Source organism: Thalassotalea loyana, from assembly GCF_030161435.1.
Classification (GTDB): domain Bacteria; phylum Pseudomonadota; class Gammaproteobacteria; order Enterobacterales; family Alteromonadaceae; genus Thalassotalea_G; species Thalassotalea_G loyana.
Genome location: NZ_BSSV01000001.1, coordinates 148,654 through 167,177, shown reverse-complemented (window position 1 = coordinate 167,177; position 18,524 = coordinate 148,654). Strand labels below are relative to the sequence as shown.

General features: G+C 40.5%; 21 protein-coding genes. 13 read left to right on the top strand and 8 right to left on the bottom strand.

Annotated elements, in window-relative coordinates; genetic code table 11:
- Positions 1-114: 114 nt before the first annotated feature.
- Positions 115-603, bottom strand: coding sequence for a DUF4442 domain-containing protein (locus QQK05_RS00690; protein WP_284295425.1), 489 nt, complete (start codon positions 601-603; stop codon positions 115-117).
- 128 nt (positions 604-731) lie between these two features.
- Positions 732-1,280 (bottom strand): oligoribonuclease, encoded by a 549-nt coding sequence (orn, locus tag QQK05_RS00685; RefSeq protein ID WP_284295424.1) that lies wholly within the window; start codon positions 1,278-1,280, stop codon positions 732-734.
- A gap of 126 nt (positions 1,281-1,406) precedes the next feature.
- Between orn and rsgA the strand changes: the two genes are divergently transcribed.
- The 6 genes from rsgA to QQK05_RS00655 all read left to right on the top strand — a co-directional run bounded on the left by rsgA (position 1,407) and on the right by QQK05_RS00655 (position 7,484).
- Positions 1,407-2,441, top strand: coding sequence for a small ribosomal subunit biogenesis GTPase RsgA (gene rsgA, locus QQK05_RS00680; RefSeq protein ID WP_284295423.1), 1,035 nt, complete (start codon positions 1,407-1,409; stop codon positions 2,439-2,441).
- Between the two features lie 57 nt (positions 2,442-2,498).
- On the top strand, positions 2,499-3,326 hold the full coding sequence (asd, locus tag QQK05_RS00675; protein WP_407704857.1) for an archaetidylserine decarboxylase: 828 nt from the start codon (positions 2,499-2,501) through the stop codon (positions 3,324-3,326).
- Positions 3,326-4,072, top strand: coding sequence for a glycerophosphodiester phosphodiesterase (locus QQK05_RS00670; RefSeq protein ID WP_284295421.1), 747 nt, complete (start codon positions 3,326-3,328; stop codon positions 4,070-4,072). Before asd ends, QQK05_RS00670 begins: the two co-directional genes overlap by 1 nt.
- Before the next feature lie 92 nt (positions 4,073-4,164).
- Entirely contained in the window at positions 4,165-4,554 is a 390-nt protein-coding gene (locus QQK05_RS00665; RefSeq protein ID WP_284295420.1) for a BlaI/MecI/CopY family transcriptional regulator, read from the top strand.
- Between the two features lie 8 nt (positions 4,555-4,562).
- Positions 4,563-6,383, top strand: coding sequence for a M56 family metallopeptidase (locus QQK05_RS00660; RefSeq protein WP_284295419.1), 1,821 nt, complete (start codon positions 4,563-4,565; stop codon positions 6,381-6,383).
- 27 nt (positions 6,384-6,410) lie between these two features.
- Positions 6,411-7,484, top strand: coding sequence for an alpha/beta fold hydrolase (locus tag QQK05_RS00655; RefSeq protein ID WP_284295418.1), 1,074 nt, complete (start codon positions 6,411-6,413; stop codon positions 7,482-7,484).
- Here QQK05_RS00655 and QQK05_RS00650 read toward each other — a convergent pair whose 3' ends face one another.
- Entirely contained in the window at positions 7,485-8,366 is an 882-nt protein-coding gene (locus QQK05_RS00650) for a cation diffusion facilitator family transporter (RefSeq protein ID WP_284295417.1), read from the bottom strand.
- Positions 8,367-8,505: 139 nt separating this feature from the next.
- Between QQK05_RS00650 and trmL the strand changes: the two genes are divergently transcribed.
- Positions 8,506-8,970, top strand: coding sequence for a tRNA (uridine(34)/cytosine(34)/5-carboxymethylaminomethyluridine(34)-2'-O)-methyltransferase TrmL (trmL, locus tag QQK05_RS00645; protein ID WP_284295416.1), 465 nt, complete (start codon positions 8,506-8,508; stop codon positions 8,968-8,970).
- 40 nt (positions 8,971-9,010) lie between these two features.
- Here the strand turns inward: trmL and gpsA are convergent, their stop codons facing one another.
- Genes gpsA through QQK05_RS00625 form a run of 4 tightly spaced genes read right to left on the bottom strand, consistent with a single transcriptional unit; the run spans position 9,011 to position 11,243 of the window.
- A complete protein-coding gene (gene gpsA / locus QQK05_RS00640) occupies positions 9,011-10,015 on the bottom strand; it encodes an NAD(P)H-dependent glycerol-3-phosphate dehydrogenase (protein ID WP_284295415.1) in 1,005 nt (334 codons plus the stop codon).
- A 5-nt stretch (positions 10,016-10,020) separates the two neighbouring features.
- Positions 10,021-10,512: a protein-export chaperone SecB gene (gene secB / locus QQK05_RS00635; protein WP_284295414.1), complete on the bottom strand. Its 492-nt coding sequence runs from the start codon at positions 10,510-10,512 to the stop codon at positions 10,021-10,023.
- Between the two features lie 40 nt (positions 10,513-10,552).
- On the bottom strand, positions 10,553-10,810 hold the full coding sequence (grxC, locus tag QQK05_RS00630; protein ID WP_284295412.1) for a glutaredoxin 3: 258 nt from the start codon (positions 10,808-10,810) through the stop codon (positions 10,553-10,555).
- Between the two features lie 4 nt (positions 10,811-10,814).
- Positions 10,815-11,243, bottom strand: a complete 429-nt coding sequence (locus QQK05_RS00625) for a rhodanese-like domain-containing protein (RefSeq protein WP_284295411.1) — start codon at positions 11,241-11,243, stop codon at positions 10,815-10,817.
- Positions 11,244-11,428: 185 nt separating this feature from the next.
- On the opposite strand from QQK05_RS00625, the gene gpmI reads away from it, so the two are divergent.
- The 3 genes from gpmI to QQK05_RS00610 all read left to right on the top strand — a co-directional run bounded on the left by gpmI (position 11,429) and on the right by QQK05_RS00610 (position 14,954).
- Positions 11,429-12,970 (top strand): 2,3-bisphosphoglycerate-independent phosphoglycerate mutase, encoded by a 1,542-nt coding sequence (gene gpmI / locus QQK05_RS00620; protein WP_407704840.1) that lies wholly within the window; start codon positions 11,429-11,431, stop codon positions 12,968-12,970.
- A 7-nt stretch (positions 12,971-12,977) separates the two neighbouring features.
- Positions 12,978-14,114, top strand: coding sequence for a murein hydrolase activator EnvC family protein (locus QQK05_RS00615; RefSeq protein ID WP_284295409.1), 1,137 nt, complete (start codon positions 12,978-12,980; stop codon positions 14,112-14,114).
- Between the two features lie 156 nt (positions 14,115-14,270).
- Complete coding sequence (locus QQK05_RS00610; RefSeq protein ID WP_284295408.1) at positions 14,271-14,954, top strand: divergent polysaccharide deacetylase family protein; 684 nt, start codon at positions 14,271-14,273, stop codon at positions 14,952-14,954.
- Positions 14,955-14,966: 12 nt separating this feature from the next.
- Here QQK05_RS00610 and QQK05_RS00605 read toward each other — a convergent pair whose 3' ends face one another.
- Positions 14,967-15,725: a S1 family peptidase gene (locus QQK05_RS00605; RefSeq protein WP_284295407.1), complete on the bottom strand. Its 759-nt coding sequence runs from the start codon at positions 15,723-15,725 to the stop codon at positions 14,967-14,969.
- A 116-nt stretch (positions 15,726-15,841) separates the two neighbouring features.
- Here QQK05_RS00605 and QQK05_RS00600 point away from each other — a divergent pair, with 116 nt between their 5' ends.
- The 3 genes from QQK05_RS00600 to QQK05_RS00590 all read left to right on the top strand — a co-directional run bounded on the left by QQK05_RS00600 (position 15,842) and on the right by QQK05_RS00590 (position 18,494).
- The gene (locus QQK05_RS00600) at positions 15,842-16,675 is read left to right on the top strand and encodes a patatin-like phospholipase family protein (protein WP_284295406.1); all 834 of its coding nucleotides are present in this window, start codon (positions 15,842-15,844) and stop codon (positions 16,673-16,675) included.
- Between the two features lie 126 nt (positions 16,676-16,801).
- A complete protein-coding gene (locus tag QQK05_RS00595; protein WP_284295405.1) occupies positions 16,802-17,629 on the top strand; it encodes a PEP-CTERM/exosortase system-associated acyltransferase in 828 nt (275 codons plus the stop codon).
- Positions 17,630-17,642: 13 nt separating this feature from the next.
- Complete coding sequence (locus QQK05_RS00590) at positions 17,643-18,494, top strand: ThiF family adenylyltransferase (RefSeq protein WP_284295404.1); 852 nt, start codon at positions 17,643-17,645, stop codon at positions 18,492-18,494.
- The last annotated feature ends 30 nt before the right edge of the window (positions 18,495-18,524 follow it).

Below are 18,524 nucleotides of genomic sequence, written 5' to 3'. Positions count from 1 at the left end.
TATTTGAAGAGTTAGCTATTTTTGCAATAAAAAAACCTACTATAAAATAAGTAGGTTTTTAGGGAAATTGAATTTTAACAGTTTATCGACACATTTTGTCACGGTTACCGTTTATTACTTGCGTTTTTTAGGCACCCAAGCCCACTCCATAAAACACTCAATCGGTTGCTGGCCAGACTCATCAGTAATTGTCACTGGTACCATCATGTCACCTTTCTCTTCATTTTCAATAAGCTTAATTTGCTCGTCAGATAAAGTTGCATGTGCGGTCAAATCGCCAACCATGCGTCGTTGATATTCGACTTTCATTGATTTCAATAACGGCAAATGAGAATCAGGCACATTCATTCCAAACACAATTCCTGTTGCCGATTCGGCCAATAAAGAAGCGGCAATCGCGTGAACACCACCAATATGATTTTGAACACGTTTCTTGTTTTCGACTTTTAACTCAACGGCATGATTCGTCACGCTAATAAGCTTGATATTAGAAGTTTTCGCGTATTTTACTTGTGAGTTAAACACCTTCGTCAATAAGAACGAGCGCAGTGATGCTGGGCCTTTATTGATACGATTAACAATCGTTGAAAATCTATTTGCCATGATATGGTCCTTTCGCCTTTTAGTACCGTTTCGAAAATGTATGTCATCACATTCTGCACGAAACTGGTCTGACCTGCAAACACAGAGAAGAAAAAAGCCCCAAACAGGGGCTTTTTTATCGACAATATTTACACATTAAAAAAATGTTCTCGATACACTCTTAACTCTTCAATTGATTCACGAATATCGTCTAGTGCTAAATGAACACCTTTCTTATCAACTTTCGCTAATACGTCAGGCTTCCAACGACGAGCTAATTCTTTAACTGTTGAAACATCGAGATTCCGGTAGTGAAAATAATCTTCAAATTCAGGCATATAACGATTAATAAATCGACGATCTTGTCCGATACTGTTACCACACATTGGCGACTTACCTGCCGGTACATATTCTGCTACAAAGGCAAGGGTCTCTTTCGTTGCTGTTGCTAAATCAGTTTTACTCTCTCGGCAACGTTGAGTTAACCCTGATTTGCCATGATGTTCAATACACCATTGACTCATATTATCAAGTACGTCATCGCTTTGGTGGATAGCAAAGACTGGTCCCTCAGCTAGAATGTTTAGTTGGCTGTCGGTAACAATAGACGCAATCTCTAAAATAACATCAGTCGCCGGATCTAACCCCGTCATCTCCAGATCCAACCAAATTAAATTGCTGTCATTGCTTTGGCTCATAACTTTCCTTAAATACTTTACTTCTTCTAAATGTAGACAAGCATTAGATGATTTAACAATAAAACAGTATAATACGCCAGATGTACCCTAGTACAACACAAAAATCACCAACATTATTGAGTATTCGTGGCTAAATCAAAAAAATTAACTAAAGGTCAATTGCGTCGCATAAAAGCGAATCAACAGAAAAAGATCGCTAAACAAGACCAAATTCAATGGCAAGATGATGAATTGTCTGAGCCGTTGCAGGGTTTAGTGATCAGCCGGTTCGGTCAACATGCTGATGTCGAAGCCCCCGATGGTGAAATTGTTAGGTGTAATATTCGTCGATCAATTGATTCTCTCGTGTGCGGCGATAAAGTAATGTGGCGTCGCGGGAAAGAAACGCAACATGCTATTTCAGGTGTCATTGAAGCAGTACACGAACGTGATAGCGTACTTTCTAGGCCAGATGTTTACGATGGCGTAAAACCAGTAGCGGCAAACATTAACCAAATATTTATTGTTTCATCGGTATTGCCAGCATTCAATCCAGACATTATCGATCGATACATCGTTGCCTGTGAACAAACACAGATCACCCCGATTATTGTGTTAAATAAAATCGATTTACTTGATGAAGAAATTTTTGAGGTGATTCAAGAGAGCTTACAAATCTATCTTGATATTGGCTATAAGGTGATTCTCGCAAGCAGCGAAAGTAGCGATGGCTTAGATGACATCAGAGCGCAATTAAAAGATAAAGTAAGTATTTTCGTTGGTCAATCTGGCGTAGGTAAGTCAACACTTACTAACTCTCTAATGCCTGATTTAGGACTAGAAACTAAAGAAGTATCAGAAAATTCAGGATTGGGCCAACATACGACAACGGTCGCTAGGTTATATCACTTTCCAGAGGGCGGAGATCTGATAGACTCTCCCGGTATTCGAGAATTTGGTTTGTGGCACATGACACCAGAGCAGGTTTGTGATGGCTTCGTCGAGTTTGCCGACTTTATCGGCACTTGCAAATTTCGTGACTGCAAGCACAAAAACGACCCAGGTTGTGCATTAGTGGCAGCAATGGAAGCAGGTAAGATTCATCCTGAAAGACTCGCCAGCTTTCAACGTATCATGGATAGCATCCATGAAAGTTTACAAACAACAAGATTTAATCAGTAATTTTTGAAGGATAGTTAAGTGTTCATTGATAAACTAAAAATCACTTTACAATACATAATGCCTAAGCACCTTATTTCAAGGTTAGTGGGCAAGTTCGCCGCAGCCGAAATGGGCACATTGACCACCAAAGCAATTGCTTGGTTTATAAAAGCTTACGATATCAATATGGCTGAAGCTAAACACAAAAATGCTAGTGACTTCAAAACGTTTAATGACTTCTTTACCCGTGAGTTAGAAGAAGGTGCTCGTCCAATTTTGGCTGACGAAAATACAATTTGTTATCCAGTTGATGGTGCTATCAGCCAACAAGGCGATATTGTCGATGGACAACTAATTCAAGCGAAAGGCTTTGATTACAGCCTCAAAAGCCTGTTAGGTGGTGATGAAGAGACAGCAGCGCCTTTTCAAGGTGGTAAATTTTCATGTATCTACCTAGCACCAAAAGATTACCATCGAATTCACATGCCAATTGATGCGACATTAAAGGAAATGATCTACGTGCCGGGTGAACTGTTTTCTGTTAATCCACTTACGGCAAATAATGTACCTGACTTATTTGCCCGAAATGAGCGTGTAGTAGCAGTATTTGATACTGAAAAAGGCCCGATGGCTATGGTACTTGTTGGTGCGACTATTGTTGCCAGTATTGAAACCGTGTGGGCGGGGACGATCACTCCACCTGCGGGCAAGGATATTTTTAGATGGACATACCCAACATCAGGTCATGGTGCGATTAAGCTCAAAAAAGGTGATGAAATGGGTCGTTTTAAACTGGGTTCAACCGTGATCACGACGTTTGCACCGAACATGGTCGAATTTAACCAAGCGGCGGGGCCGAAATCGGTAACACGCTTGGGCGAACATTACGCAGATTTGATCGGCTAATGAAAGTTATTGCTCATCGCGGCGCCAGTGGCACACATGTTGAAAATACACTCGTCGCCTTCGAGCAAGCGATCATAGAGGGCTGTGATGGAATTGAGTTAGACGTGCAGTTGCATCCAAGTGGTGAATTAGTCCTCAGCCATGATGCGTATGTTATGTTTAATGGACAGGTAAAGCCGTTAAACGCTTTATCGTTGACCGAAGTAGCATCCATTACTTTTCATGATGGCTCCAAACTTACAACACTTGATGCGGCCTTAATTAAAATTGCAGGTCGCTGTGATGTGAACATAGAGATAAAGTCTGCATCACTGTACAGTGAACAGCACCCCAAAGGACAAGTCGAACAAGTGTTACTGGCAATTGATGCAATTGTACGAAAGCTTGTGGCACAAGAACTTTATTCGTGGCAGCAATTAAGCATTTCTTCGTTTAATCACCACGTTTTACAAAAAGCTAGAAATCTCATCCCTGAAATTAATTTGGGCGCGTTATCGGCTTCTTGTCCCGTTAACTATGCAACATTTGCAAAAGAACTATCGGCAACATCGGTTAATCTTGCAATAGACTGTATAAATCAAGATATGATTGACCATGCACATAGCCAAGGGATATTCGTTTGGGTTTATACGGTAAATACGCCAGAAGATATTAAATGGTGTATGTCGTTGGGTGTAGACGGTATTTTTACCGACTTTCCGAAACAAAGTCGCCAAGTAATCGAAAAACTAGGTAGTAGCATTTAAACAAAATGTAACATTTTGCTTGCTGATATTTTCACCAGCGTATACGATTAACATCGTAATACGTCTTAGAATTTAGGTAAAGGATCCTCATAATGGCTCGAGATAAGTCTGCAATCAAGCCAACTGAAGCTGAACTTTCGTTGTTAAACGTACTGTGGGACTTAGGTCCAGCGACAGTTCGAGAAGTACACGAGAAAATTAGCCAAACTCAAAAAACTGGCTATACAACTGTACTCAAAATATTACAAATAATGCACGATAAAAATCTTGTTATTCGTGACGAAAGCAAACGTGCACACGTATATGCGGCTGCAAATAGTCAAACACATACACAATCATCTTTGTTAAAAGATCTAATCGCTAAAGCATTTGGTGGCTCAACATCAAACTTAGTCATGAGAGCACTTGATGACTCTACAACTAAGCAAGAGATTGAAGATATCAAAACTTTATTAAACAAATACGAACAAGAAGTTAGCTAACATCTGATATGCAAATATTTTTAGACGAGAGCATTTTACTTTCAAGTATAGGGTTAACACTTGTCCACTTTTTGTGGCAAGGTGTAGCCGTTGCTGTCGCACTAAAAATAGCTTTAGCTTTACTGCCAAAGTCTAATGCACAAGCACGCTATCTAGCTTCAACTATTGCACTGTTCACTTGCTTACTATTACCGTTTGCTACGTTTTTCTATATATACCAGCCAGAGCATATTGCCAACCAAATAACGCACTTAGCGCCAATTGCTACGCTATTTGATTTGCAATCACAGCAAGGTCAACAACCTATTTGGCAGCAAAACTTTGCGGAAACTCTTCCTCACTTAACCATCATTTGGTTTAGCGTTGTGTTCTTATTAGCAATTAAATTGCTACTTGAAATGCGCAGTGTCACGCGATTACCCTTTGAAAAAAGCGTCGAGGCGAGTGTATCGCTTGAACAGCGTTTTATTGAGCTTTGTCACCGCATGGGATTCACAACGAAGTTACCAAAACTTCGAATCTCGTTAAAAACAAAAGTACCGATGGCGATTGGCTTCATTAAGCCTGTGGTCGTGTTACCTGCCGCAATGATCACTGGCTTAACTCCAGCTCAGCTAGATATGCTTATATTGCATGAATTTGCACATATTCGCCGCCACGATTATTTAGTTAACTTATTACAATCGGTGACTGAAATAGTGCTCTTTTTCCATCCGGTAATTTACTGGATATCAAAGCAAATGAGAGTAGAAAGAGAGTTCTGTAGTGATGACATGGCAGTGAAGCAATGTGGTAATGCAATCGCTTACGCTCACACATTAGCAGATACTGCATCGCTTTGTCATAAACACAGAAACCACTCTATTCCAATGATGGCTATGGCAGCATCTGGCGGTGATTTGAAAGCGCGCATTTTAAGGTTGGTTCAACCACACCATTGCACGCAAAACAATGAAACGAGTAAATGGCTTGCATCGATCGTGATCATCACATCAATTAGTTTATTTGCCGCGAGTCAGTTCGCGAAAGTAAACTCCTTAGTATTGAGTTCGACACCAAGTTTGCTCATTAATAGCGTTGCTAAACCACAAAGCTTAACCGTATTTGAAGCAAGCAATGCATTATTTGATAGACAAACCTTGCCACCTCTATCTATTGCGCAACAATTGCTCAATGATGATGAGTACGCTTCATTACCGAACAGTTACTCTCGACCAGCGACGATTCCTTCTGAATACGATAATGAGAAAGGCATTATCACAGAACAAGAAGAAACGGTTGCGCAACAACATCAAACGAGTGACTTTTCAAAGCCAAAGCAAACGACTATCGCTAACAAAAACGTAGTTTCGGAACATGTTGCTGTAACTAAACAAATTACGGAGCAACCAGCACAAAAACTTGAGCCATTAGCAAGCGTCTCAATGCCGACAAATAAGTATGCGAAGGAAATACAAGCACTGGCAAAACCACCTGTTAGTAAATCTATTGCTCCAACAGCAGCTTCAACTGCACCGATTGCTCTCCCTGTTGAATCAAAGCAAGAAATACCACGTGAAGTTGCCGCTCAACTGATTCATTCTCAGGAGCCTAAGTACCCAATCGCCGCTAAGCGTAAAAAGCTAGAGATTGAAATGCTGGTAAACTTTACAATCGATAAACAGGGCTATGTCAAAGATATAAAATTTGAATACCAACCTAAGGTCAGTTATTTTAGAACAGCAATTCGTCACGCATTAAGCGAATGGCGTTTTAAACCAGCACAGAAAAATGGTGAAGCTGTCGAGAGCCAAATGGCGAAGATTTTTTCATTTAGTTTAGTGCCTTAATAACAATAATTAGCTAATGGATTTGCGATGCCACTCATGTCATCATTTACTCGACTTTGCATTTTTATCTCACTCATTTTTACCATGACGATTCACGCCAGCAATTACACTCAAGAAGATAACTTTGAGCAGACTCTTCCTGCGATCAACGGTTTTTGGAAACAAGGAGAGTTTTCGACGTTTGAAGGTGTGAACAACATTCGCATTAATTATGCGTCGTTTACACGTAATGAGAACAAAGAATGCTTAATTATTGTGCCAGGTCGAACAGAAGGTTATTTAAAGTATCAAGAGCTAGCATTTGATTTGTTCAATCAAGGATATAATCTGTTCATTATTGATCATCGTGGCCAAGGTATTTCTGGCCGTATGTTACAAAACCCTCACAAGGGCTATGTTGATTCATTTGAACACTATGTCGACGACCTGAATCATTTTGTTGATAACGTAGTAACGCCAGCATGCAATTCTCAAAATAAGCCATTTCTTCTTGCCCATTCGATGGGCGGCAACATTTCTGCACTTTATTTGACAAAATACAGCGAAAAGATTCAAGCGGCAGTTTTAGCATCGCCAATGATCGGCATCAACACTGGCGGTCTTCCTGTATGGCTAGGGCGATCAATCATCAATACTCGTGTCTGGTGGGATAATAACTTCAACGACGAAAGTAACTATTTCATTGGCCAAGGCGATTATAGTAATTATCCTTTTGAAGATAATGCTCTTACACAATCAAGAATACGATTCGAGTTCTTTAAAAACACGTACGATGTGACACCTGAGTTGCAACTAGGTGGTGTAACTAACATGTGGTTAAAACAAGCTTTAATAGCGCGCGATACAATATTTTCAACACTAAACAACATCACGACACCTGTGACAGTGCTTCAATCTGGTGCGGATACAGTCGTTGATAACCTCGATCAATTCGAATTTTGTGAGCAACTACATAAAGCTCAACCTCAATCGTGTCTTAATGGCAAGCCACAAGTATTTGACGGTGCATATCATGAGTTATTCTTTGAGGTTGACGAGATCAGAAATCCCGCGATCGATGCTGTAATTGGCTGGTTTAATCAACATAGCAACAATCACTAATTAACATATTGGATCCAAGTGAATGATGATATCAGCACTTGGAAATTGCGCCTTCACTTGTGCTTGAACGTCATTACTAATTTCATGTGCTTGATAAAGCGTGATATTTCCGGACACTTCCAAGTGAAACTGTATAAAAGGCGTGGGCCCCGATTTTCTCGTGCGTAAATCATGAAAGCCGATAGCGTGCTTGTGCTGGTTGATGATCGTTGAGATTTTCTTTTTATCTTCTTCTGGCAGTTCTTCATCCATTAATGTGCGAACACTTGTAGAGACGATACTAAAGCCCCCTTTAAACAAATAAATTCCGACGAGTACAGTAAACAAGCCATCAACTTCTGGTGCTAAATATTGAGTAAGGACTAAAGAAGCAAGAACACCAATGTTCAATACAACATCAGACTTGTAATGCAAAGAATCGGCACTTATCGCTACACTATTGGTATTTTTAATCACCCACGACTGAATAAGCACCACGATAAATGTTATCGCCAACGATGCTAGTGTTACCCAAATACCAACCGACATTTGCTTGATAACAACAGGCTCAATAATTCGCTCAATACCAGCTAATATCAATATTCCAGCCGACCCCATCACAAAGGCTGACTGCAACAACCCTGCTAAGCTTTCAGCTTTACCATGGCCAAATTTATGCTGCTCGTCGGGCGGCGCCAATGCGTATCGTAAAATGACTAGATTAATACTTGAAGCAAAGAGGTCGAGAATAGAGTCACTTGCCGAGGCCAGCATTGCACTCGCATCGGTAATAAGCCAAGCACTTAGCTTTATCACGATCATCAACAGTGCACCAATAAAGGCGCTAATCGCAGCAAAGCGAACATATTTTGCGTAGCTATCAGCTGAGTATTCTTGATTCATCAGATTGTTTTTCAAAAGCTTATATCCAAAGAATAGTCTAAATGCGCACAAATATTCATGCGTTAAATCAAAACTGATTACAGAAAAACACATTGCTGATGATATACTGCCGCCAGAAAAGAAATTTGAGAGTTAATTTATGCTTGACGTTGTTTTGTTTCAGCCAGAAATTCCACCTAACACAGGTAACATTATTCGCCTGTGTGCTAATACAGGTTATCGCTTACACCTTATTGAACCATTAGGTTTCGATATCGATGACAAGCGTCTGAAACGCGCTGGATTAGACTACCATGAGTTCGCCAACTTAAAACGCCATAAAAGCTATGAAGATTTCGTTAAAAACGAGCAGCCACAGCGCGTTTACGCGATCACAACTAAGGCAACTAACTATCATCATAACGTCGAATTTAAAGCGGGCGATTATTTATTGTTTGGCAGTGAAACAAAAGGCTTACCTGAATCTGTCAGACAACAAATACCAGATGAAGATAAAATAAGAATTCCGATGTTAAAAGAAAGCCGCAGCATGAATTTATCGAATGCTACGGCTGTAATTATCTTTGAAAGCTGGCGCCAACTTGGTTTTCCAAACGCGGTCTAGACCATAAGTTTCGTTAGAGCGAGTGCAAAACCGCTCTAACTTACTCTGTCTTAGGTGCGCGCGCTAGCAGCTCTTGTGCTGCTGCCTTTGCCGATTTTCCTTGATATAGCACTTGGTAAACCTGCTCAACGATAGGCATTTCTACGCCCAGTCGATGGGCTAACATGCTCACCTCTTTAGTATTTCGATAACCTTCAACAACTTGACCAATCTCTTGTTGCGCCGTGTCCACATCTTGGCCTTTACCCAAGGCGAGACCAAAACGTCGGTTACGCGATTGATTGTCTGTACAGGTGAGTACTAAGTCACCCAAACCTGCCATCCCCATAAATGTCGTCGGTTGTGCACCAAGCTTTTCGCCTAGGCGCGTCATTTCAACTAGACCACGGGTAATCAACGCGGTTCGAGCGTTGGCACCAAAACCAATGCCATCCGCCATTCCAGCGGCAATTGCAATTACATTTTTAACCGCACCACCTAACTGAATGCCGATAAAGTCATTGTTGCGATACACTCTAAAACGCTTTTCACAATGCAATCTTTGCGACAGTTCCTCGACAAAATCTTCGTCGGTTGATGACATTGAAATTGCTGTTGGTAAGCCTGCTGCCATTTCTTTTGCAAAAGTTGGCCCAGATAAAACGGCCAATGAAATGTCGGTTCCTAAAATTTCTTGTGCAACGTCTTGCAATAAACGCCCTGTTTTGTGATCTAAGCCTTTTGTTGCCCAAGCGAGCTTCGCCTCAGATAGCAAGTATGGCTTAATCTGATCCAGCATGTCACTAAAGGCATGACTTGGTACAACCACAAGAATAGTGTTACTTGAAGAAATAACGTGCTCAAGGTTATTAGAAATCGTTAGATTTTCGGGAAATGATACCCCTGGTAGGTATTTTTCATTGCTACGTTGTTGTTGCATATTTGCAACATGTTGCTCATCTCGACCCCAAAGTAAGGTTTTGTTACCGTTTCGAGCCAAGCAAATAGCAAGTGCAGTACCATATGATCCTGCACCTACTACGACGATATCATGCGAAGGTTGCATAATAATTAGTGAGTCTCAGTATTTTGCGCCTGAGCTGCAGCACGTTGTTGTTCAACGTATTGCGCAAATAAAGCGTCAAAATTAACTGGCGCTAAATTCAATTGTGGGAATGAACCTTTGTTTACTAAGCTCGCAACTGTTTCACGTGCGTACGGGAATAAAGTTGCAGGGCATAAAGAGCCAATAGCGTGTGCTATTTGACCTTCCTGCATGTTAGCAATCATAAAGATACCAGCTTGTTGTACTTCCGCTAAAAATGCTACTTTACCGTCGATCTCGGCTGTTACAGTTACAGCTAAAACAACTTCGTATGCATCATCGGCTAAACGATTCGAGCGCGTATCTAAATCTAATTTGATTTCCGGCTTCCATTCAGCTTGAAAAACAGCTGGAGAGTTAGGCGTCTCAAAAGAAATGTCTTTTGTGTAGATACGTTGAACGTGGAATTGTGGCGCCTGCTCGTTTTGCTCTGCACCTGATTGAATTTCGTCAGCCATTTTTACTTCCTATAGTTAATTTGGGGCTCAATACTAAAAATTACGGGTTTAACAATTCATCTAATTTGTTACGGGCATGCAATGCATATAAATCATCACAACCACCTACATGATGATCATCAATAAATATCTGTGGCACTGTAAAACCACCCTTGCTACGTTCAATCATAACATCACGCAGTTGAGGTTCTTGATCAATCTTGTATTCGGTAAAGGTTACATTCTTTTGCTCAAGTAGCGCTTTAGCTCGTACACAATATGGACAATACGCTTTAGTATAAATTTCTACAGTTGCCATAATCTTACTTCTTAATTGTTGGTAATCCTGCTGAAACCCATGCATTCATACCACCTTTTAATAAACTTACTTGCGAGAAACCGGCTTTTACTAAATCATTAGCAGCTTTATTAGCCGAAATTCCTTGCGCACATACCACAATGATGGGTCTGTCTTTAAATTTTTCAAGGCTTGTTAACTCACCTTTGTTTATTTTTTCACTAGTGCAGTTAACAGAATCGATAATGCGTTGCTTTCTAAATTCATTTTCACTACGAATATCAACAACTACCGCATCTTCTTTGTTAACGGAAAACGTTAACTCTTGTGTAGATAATTGTTTTATTGGTGACATTTTTATTTTGATACTGGTAAAAATAATTAAACCAAATAACACTAGCCAAACACCTGTAAGTATCGGGTTATTAGCTAAAAAGGTAAAAAACTCTTCCATAAAGAATTCCCAGAAGTTAAAAACTGGCTACAGTATACAGGCTTAATCGCTAATACCAAACTGAATAATAATTTCCTTTTCATCATATAAATTCTATGATTTTGCCAGTGTATTTTTACCTGTTGTGTGTAAAATAGAAGCTAAATTTCTTATCAACTTTTCATTTACCTAGTAGGAACATGGCAATGCCAAACAAGAAGTCAACGGTATTATTAATTTTAGACGGTTGGGGCTACAGCGAAAAAACAGAATCTAATGCAATTTTTCATGCAAAGACACCCGTTTTGGACAAGCTCAATGCACAATACCCACATATGTTAATAAACACTTCTGGTATGGCGGTTGGTCTTCCCGAAGGTCAAATGGGTAACTCTGAGGTTGGCCATGTAAATTTGGGGGCTGGTCGCGTCGTATATCAAGACTTTACGCGTATTACTAAATCAATCGAAGATGGCGAATTTAATCATAACCCAGCGTTAGTATCAGCAGTAGAAAAAGCTGTCGAAAAAGATGCCGCAGTCCATATTTGTGGCCTTATGTCTCCGGGTGGCGTTCACAGCCATGAAGAGCACATATTTGCGATGATTGACTTAGCTAAATCGAAGGGCGCTGAGAAAATTTACCTACACGCTTTTCTTGATGGTCGAGATACCCCTCCTCGCAGTGCTCAATCATCATTGGAAAAAGCTGAAGGAAAGTTCAAGGCACTGGGGTGTGGTCAAGTTGCATCAATCAGTGGTCGTTATTTTGCAATGGATAGGGATCAGCGCTGGGAACGCGTTGAACAAGCATATAATCTTGTTGTGTGTGGCGAAGCTAAGTATCAATTTACCAATTCCGTTGATGCCTTAACTGCTGCCTACGAACGTGATGAAAATGACGAGTTTGTTAGTGCGTCCGCGATTACGAACTCTGCAGGCGAAACAATCAAAGTCAATGATAATGACAGTATCATTTTTATGAACTTTAGAGCCGATAGAGCACGTCAGTTTACGCGTAGTTTTACCGAGGAAAATTTTACCGGATTTACCAAAAAATCTAGCCCAGCTTTATCTGACTTTGTTATGCTCACTGAGTTTGCCGCTGATATCAACACCAGTTGTGCATTTCCACCAGAGTCACTAAATAACGTATTAGGCCAATGGTTAGAAAAGCATAACAAAACACAATTACGTATATCAGAAACGGAAAAGTACGCACATGTTACTTTCTTCTTTTCAGGTGGTCGTGAAGATGAGTTTGAGGGTGAAAAACGTATTTTAGTCCCTTCTCCGCAGGTAGCAACTTACGACTTGCAGCCTCAAATGAACTCAGAAAAATTAACAGACGAGCTTGTTGCTGCTATTGAGAGTGGCGAATATGACTTTATCGCCTGCAATTACCCAAATGGTGATATGGTTGGCCATACTGGTAAATTTGATGCAGCAGTTAAGGCATGTGAAGCAGTAGATACAGCTATAGGCCGTGTTTTATCTGCATTAGAAAAAGTCGACGGCGAGTGCTTAATTACCGCAGATCATGGTAACGCAGAGCAGATGCTTAACCCTGAAACTGGGCAAGCTCACACTGCTCACACCTGTGAGCCTGTGCCTTTACTTTATATTGGTAGAGACGCTACGCCGGCAGACTCAGGTACATTAAGTGATATTGCACCAACGATCTTAAACCTAATGGGAATAGAGCAACCAGCAGAAATGACTGGTAAAAACTTGATGCAATTAAAATAACTCCCCCATGAAAATGAACGCTTTAATTTTCCTTTTGGCACTAAGCAGTCTGTCTGCATTAGTGCCTTTTGTTACCTATGGAGACGATAAAGCTTCGACAAACCAACAGCTCGATGACGTCAAAAAGGCGATTGCTAAACAGCAAGCGGCGTTAAAGGAATCAAACAAACAACGAGCAAAGATTCTTAAACAATTGAGGCAAGATGATATTGCAATCGCTCAGGTTGCTAAATCACTAAACAATACGCAACAATCACTTAAGCAAACGAGTATTAAAATTGTTGAATTAAAAAAAGAGCAACAACAATTAAGTCAGCAGAAGTTGCAACAAGAGAGCTTACTTGCCAAACAACTCAGAGCGGCCTATTCAAGTGGCCAACATGATTATTTGAAGTTGTTACTCAATCAAGAAAAAACCAGCGATGTCCAACGAACACTTAAGTATTATCAATACTTAAATGATGCTCGTGTTGAAGAAATTGAAGCCTTTGAAGCGACCATCGCCAAATTGATCAATGTTACCGAACAACAACAAGCAGAATCCGAAAAACTCCAAGCATTAAAAGCGACTCAATTAGATCAACAATCAGCACTTAAACAACAAAAGAGTAAGCGCTCAGAAAGCATAAAAGAGCTCAATAAATCAATCGAATCAGACGGCGATAAACTTAAACGTTTACAACGCGAAGAAGAGAGTTTAGTTGCTGCACTCGCAGAACTAGAAAAGCTCTCTCGTAAAGCTGCTGAGCTTAACGGGTTGAGCAAATTAAAGAAAAAATTAACCTGGCCTGTAAAAGGTAGACATCTCAACCGCTTTGGCACCAAAAAGCAAGGTTACCTAAAATGGAAAGGGGTAATGATCGCCACACCCGTGGGTCGAACCGTCTCTACGATTCATAGCGGCACTGTCTTATTCGCCGATTGGCTAAAAGGCTACGGCCTGGTCATTGTTATCGATCATGGTGATGGGTACATGAGTTTATACGGACACAATCAAACATTATTACGCAATGTTGGCGATCGCGTCGAACCTGGCGAGCCTATTTCGCTTGCAGGACAAAGTGGTGGTAGAGCAGAATCAGGACTTTATTTCGAAATTCGTCACAAAGGTAAAGCCGTTAATCCGAGGTTATGGTGTAAATAACAACCTACTCAACGAGCCAAACCGGATGGGTTTACTCTCATCATTTGCACTGATAAGCTACTTAACAATAAATAAAAAATAATAATAAACGCCGTGAGAATTTTCTTCCTAATTACCTTTATCTGTTTACTTTTGGTACCTGCTCATGCAGGACAAGTGGCGATTATTATCGACGATATTGGTTACCGTAAAACAGATGAGCATGCATTAACACTCCCTGGGAATGTTTCATACGCTTTCTTACCACACACGCCTTTTGCTAAAGAACTTGCGTTACAAGTCAATCAATCGAAAAAAGACGTTTTGCTACACATTCCAATGGAAGCGACGAGTGGAAAATTATTAGGTCCAGGTGCAATCACCAGTGACATGGACGATGACCTAATTAACCATAAGCTTTCATTAGCCCTTGATGAAATTCCATTTGCTGTTGGTATTAATAATCACATGGGAAGTCACCTGACTAAACTAAGAAAACCAATGGCGAGCACAATGAAGTTTTTAAAGCGCCACAAGCTCTTCTTTGTCGATAGTATGACTACACCACAAACAAAAACCCGCGCGCTGGCTCATATCTATGAAGTACCCCACTTACACCGTCATGTATTTTTAGACAACCATACAAATGCAGACTACATCGAAAAACAATTTAATCAGCTAGTTGAGAAAGCCAAAAGAAGTGAATTTGCAATAGGGATAGCGCACCCACACCCAGAAACGATAAAAGCGCTAAAGTCGCTATTACCGACACTGTCGAATCACAATATCGAGCTTGTACCCATTTCAAGTTTGTTTGCTAATGCTGATTCATCGAATAGTAAAGTGGCTATATCTGAATAACGCAGTCGGTAATTATTCTACCCCTAGCTCGTTCATCAACGTCACTAAATTTTTGATCGGAATTGCATAGGTAATGCCGCTTGGATTACTGATAACGCCTTCTTTGCTTTTCTGAACAAAGACTTTGTTAATAACACCGACAACTTCCCCTGTATCAACACGATACATAGCTGAACCACTGTTGCCAGGGTAAGCGGTAGCGTCAAGTTGATATACCATGTAAGGGTTGCGGAGCCGCTTTAACATGTGGGCATTAATTTGCCTACTATCAGCAACTGGCGAAATTGTTGGTGTGACACTCGAAATAATCCCTTTATGAGTGACTGGATAAAGCCCTAAGACACTCGCAATAGGAAAGCCTGTAAACGCAATATCAATGCCTTCTTCGAGCATCTGGGTATCAGACAATTTGACGGCAGGGAGCTCACCTTTATTTAATTTTAAAATTGCTAAATCATATTGCTTCGAGAAACCAACAAGCGTTGCTAAGATTGTTTTTACTTGTTTGCCACTGCCAGCAAAAACAACATGTTGTTGATTAAGCGAGGCATCTAAAGATTCGGGCAAAACATGGTAGTTTGTCGCGATATAGCGACCATTTCCAATGACAAATCCTGAACCATTAATTTGACTTTGTGGCCGGCCCGTAGGCGTATATACTCCTATGCCGACAACAGATGGTTTAATTTGCTTAATTTTATTCACCAATTCGTTGGCAAAAGTGAATTTGGTGATGAACAACATCAGCGCAATAAAAACCCATTTTTTCATTTAAATCCCCTACCGGCTATATGCCCAGACAAAATTGTCGTTTATTTTGAGCAAAAATGCTCTTTTTGACCATACTTAATAACATGTAAAGAAAATCAAGCAAGTCAAAGGGTAAAATGCAAGCTAGAAGAAAAGTCGTGCCTATTTTTGCAGGTGGAGGAACTCGTTTGCCTGCTCATGTTGGTATATTAAAAGCGCTAGAAGAGCATCAAGTTGATTTTGATCATGTCGTTGGTGTGTCAGGAGGTAGTATAATCAGTAGCTTGTATGCTAGCGGATTAACTTGTGAAGAAATCAAGCACATAGCGCTTAATACCAACTACAACCAATTTCGCGAATTCTCGTTATTTAAATTACTTAGAAATGGTGGACTAAGCTCTGGCGACTTGTTTGAACAATGGATTGACCGTTTGCTGCGAGGAAAAACCTTTCGCGAATTAGACAAAGAATTACATATTGTTGCCACTGATGTGAAAAAAGGAAGCCCGGTAATTTTTGATGCGGAACGCACGCCTGATCTAAAAGTATCATTAGCGGTAAGATTTTCAATGTCGATCCCGCTTGTGTTTAGCTTTAAGAAGTTCGGTAAACACCTAATGGTGGATGGCAGTATTCTTTCTGAAGACGCTTTGCATAGAGACTGGGCAAAAGATGGAACCCCTGTGCTATGCTTTAGATTGAGGGGTGAACACGAAACGGATGAGCTAAGCACAAGTGGTATGTTTCCAATTTTCAACTACATCACACTGTTAATCCGTACATTTATGACAACAATTTCACGTGAATACATTAACGAAGCATTTTGGCATAACACCGTTGTTGTTAATACAGGAAACAGCTCAGCGGTTGACTTTACAATGACAAGTGAAAAAAAAGAAATGCTGTACCAAACAGGATATCAAACTGCATGTGATGTCTTACCAGTTAAAGTGGGTGTAGATCATATTTAAAAACCAATTATTCTAGAAAAAAGCTAGCTAGGTCAGAAATGTACGATATACTAAATTTACATGTAGTATGTAAGCCACCTCTTCATAATATGGTTTGCAATAGAGGGTAAAGGGGACAAAATCAGGATGAACTGGAGTAAAAAACTACTCAACGCTCCCATCATTGGAGATGTAACTAAAAAAGTTGCTTCTATGAAGGCCAATAGTGATGCGCAAAATATTGCTTCGCATTTCACGCAGTTTTTGCAGCCTGTTTTTGCCAATTCATCTGAACTCCGAGACGAAGTATTTAAAATTAGACACAACGTTTATTGTGAAGAGTTAGGCTTTGAACCAATTCGACACGATGGTATGGAAACTGATGAGTTTGATAAGCAAGCTTTGTTTGCCATGATCAAACACAAGCCGTCAGATAATTTTGCAAGTTGTGTAAGAATTGTTCGAACGCTAAACGAGGGCGACTTGCTGCCTATTGAGAAGTATTGTGCGGCGGCCATTGAAAACCCAAAACTCGATCCCCGCAATTTTAATCGAAATGAAATCTGTGAAATTTCGCGTCTTGCGGTAAGAAATGAATTCCGTCGTCGTCGTACGGATCAGTTCAAAGGCTCAGCAACGGGTGTTATCAGTGAACATAACTACTCGGAAAAAGAACTTCGTTGCTTCCCGTTTATTGCAATCGGTTTATACATGGTTGCCGCCTCAATGGCAATCGACTCAGGCATTAAGCATGTTTACGTAATGATGGAACCTCGCCTTGCTCGCAGTATGAAGTTTGTTGGCATAAAATTCGAAGCCTTGGGTACTCCCGTGGAATATCATGGTACCCGAGGTCCTTACTATATCAATCCAGATATCTTTTTAAGTAACTTAACGCCTGGATTTAGAGCGCTATACGATGCAATTCACGATGATTTAGCTGAGCAGTTGTTATTGACAGCAAACGAAGGGTAAATCAAGGATACCTATGTTCGATTACGACAAAGCGTTTAGCCGAAACATTGGCTGGGTAACTAAAGACGAGCAAGCAACATTACGTAATAAACGCGTTGCAATTGCTGGTGCCGGTGGTGTTGGCGGTGCACACTTGCTAACCCTTGCTCGATTAGGCGTAGGCAATTTTTGCATTTCTGATTTCGATGACTTTGAAGTTCACAATTTCAATCGCCAATTTGGCGCTTTTATGTCGACAATTGGCGAAGATAAAGTCGCCGTCATGGAGAGAATGGCAAGAGATATCAACCCAGAAGCTGACATTCGCTCGTACCCAGAAGGTATTTTTGCTCACAACGTTGATGATTTTTTAGATGGCGTTGACTTATACGTTGACAGTCTCGATTTTTTTGCGCTAGAAGCACGGAAAGTTGTATTTCAAAAATGTTATGAAAAGAACATCCCTGTTGTTACCGCTGCTCCTTTAGGTATGGGCTGCGCGTTTCTTTGCTTTATGCCAGGAAAAATGAGCTACGAAGAATATTTTCGTTTTGAGGGGAAAAGTGAAGATGATCAACTTATCCAATTTCTTATTGGATTATCTCCAGCGATGCTTCAACGTCCTTACCTCGTCGACGAAACGGCAGTAAGCTTTCACGAAAAGCGAGGGCCATCGACGGGCATGGCTGTCAATTTATGTGCTGGCATAGCCGAAACCTATGCGCTGAAAATTCTACTCAATCGCGGAGAAATTCTTCATGCTCCATACGGCATGCATTTTGATGCCTATCGAAATAAATTTGTCAAAACATGGCGTCCATTCGGCAACGCAGGTTTGTTGCCCAGAATCATGTTTATGATTGCTAAAAAGGTAGTTGCGAAGTAATATTCCTTTTAATTTATCGCTACTGCGTTG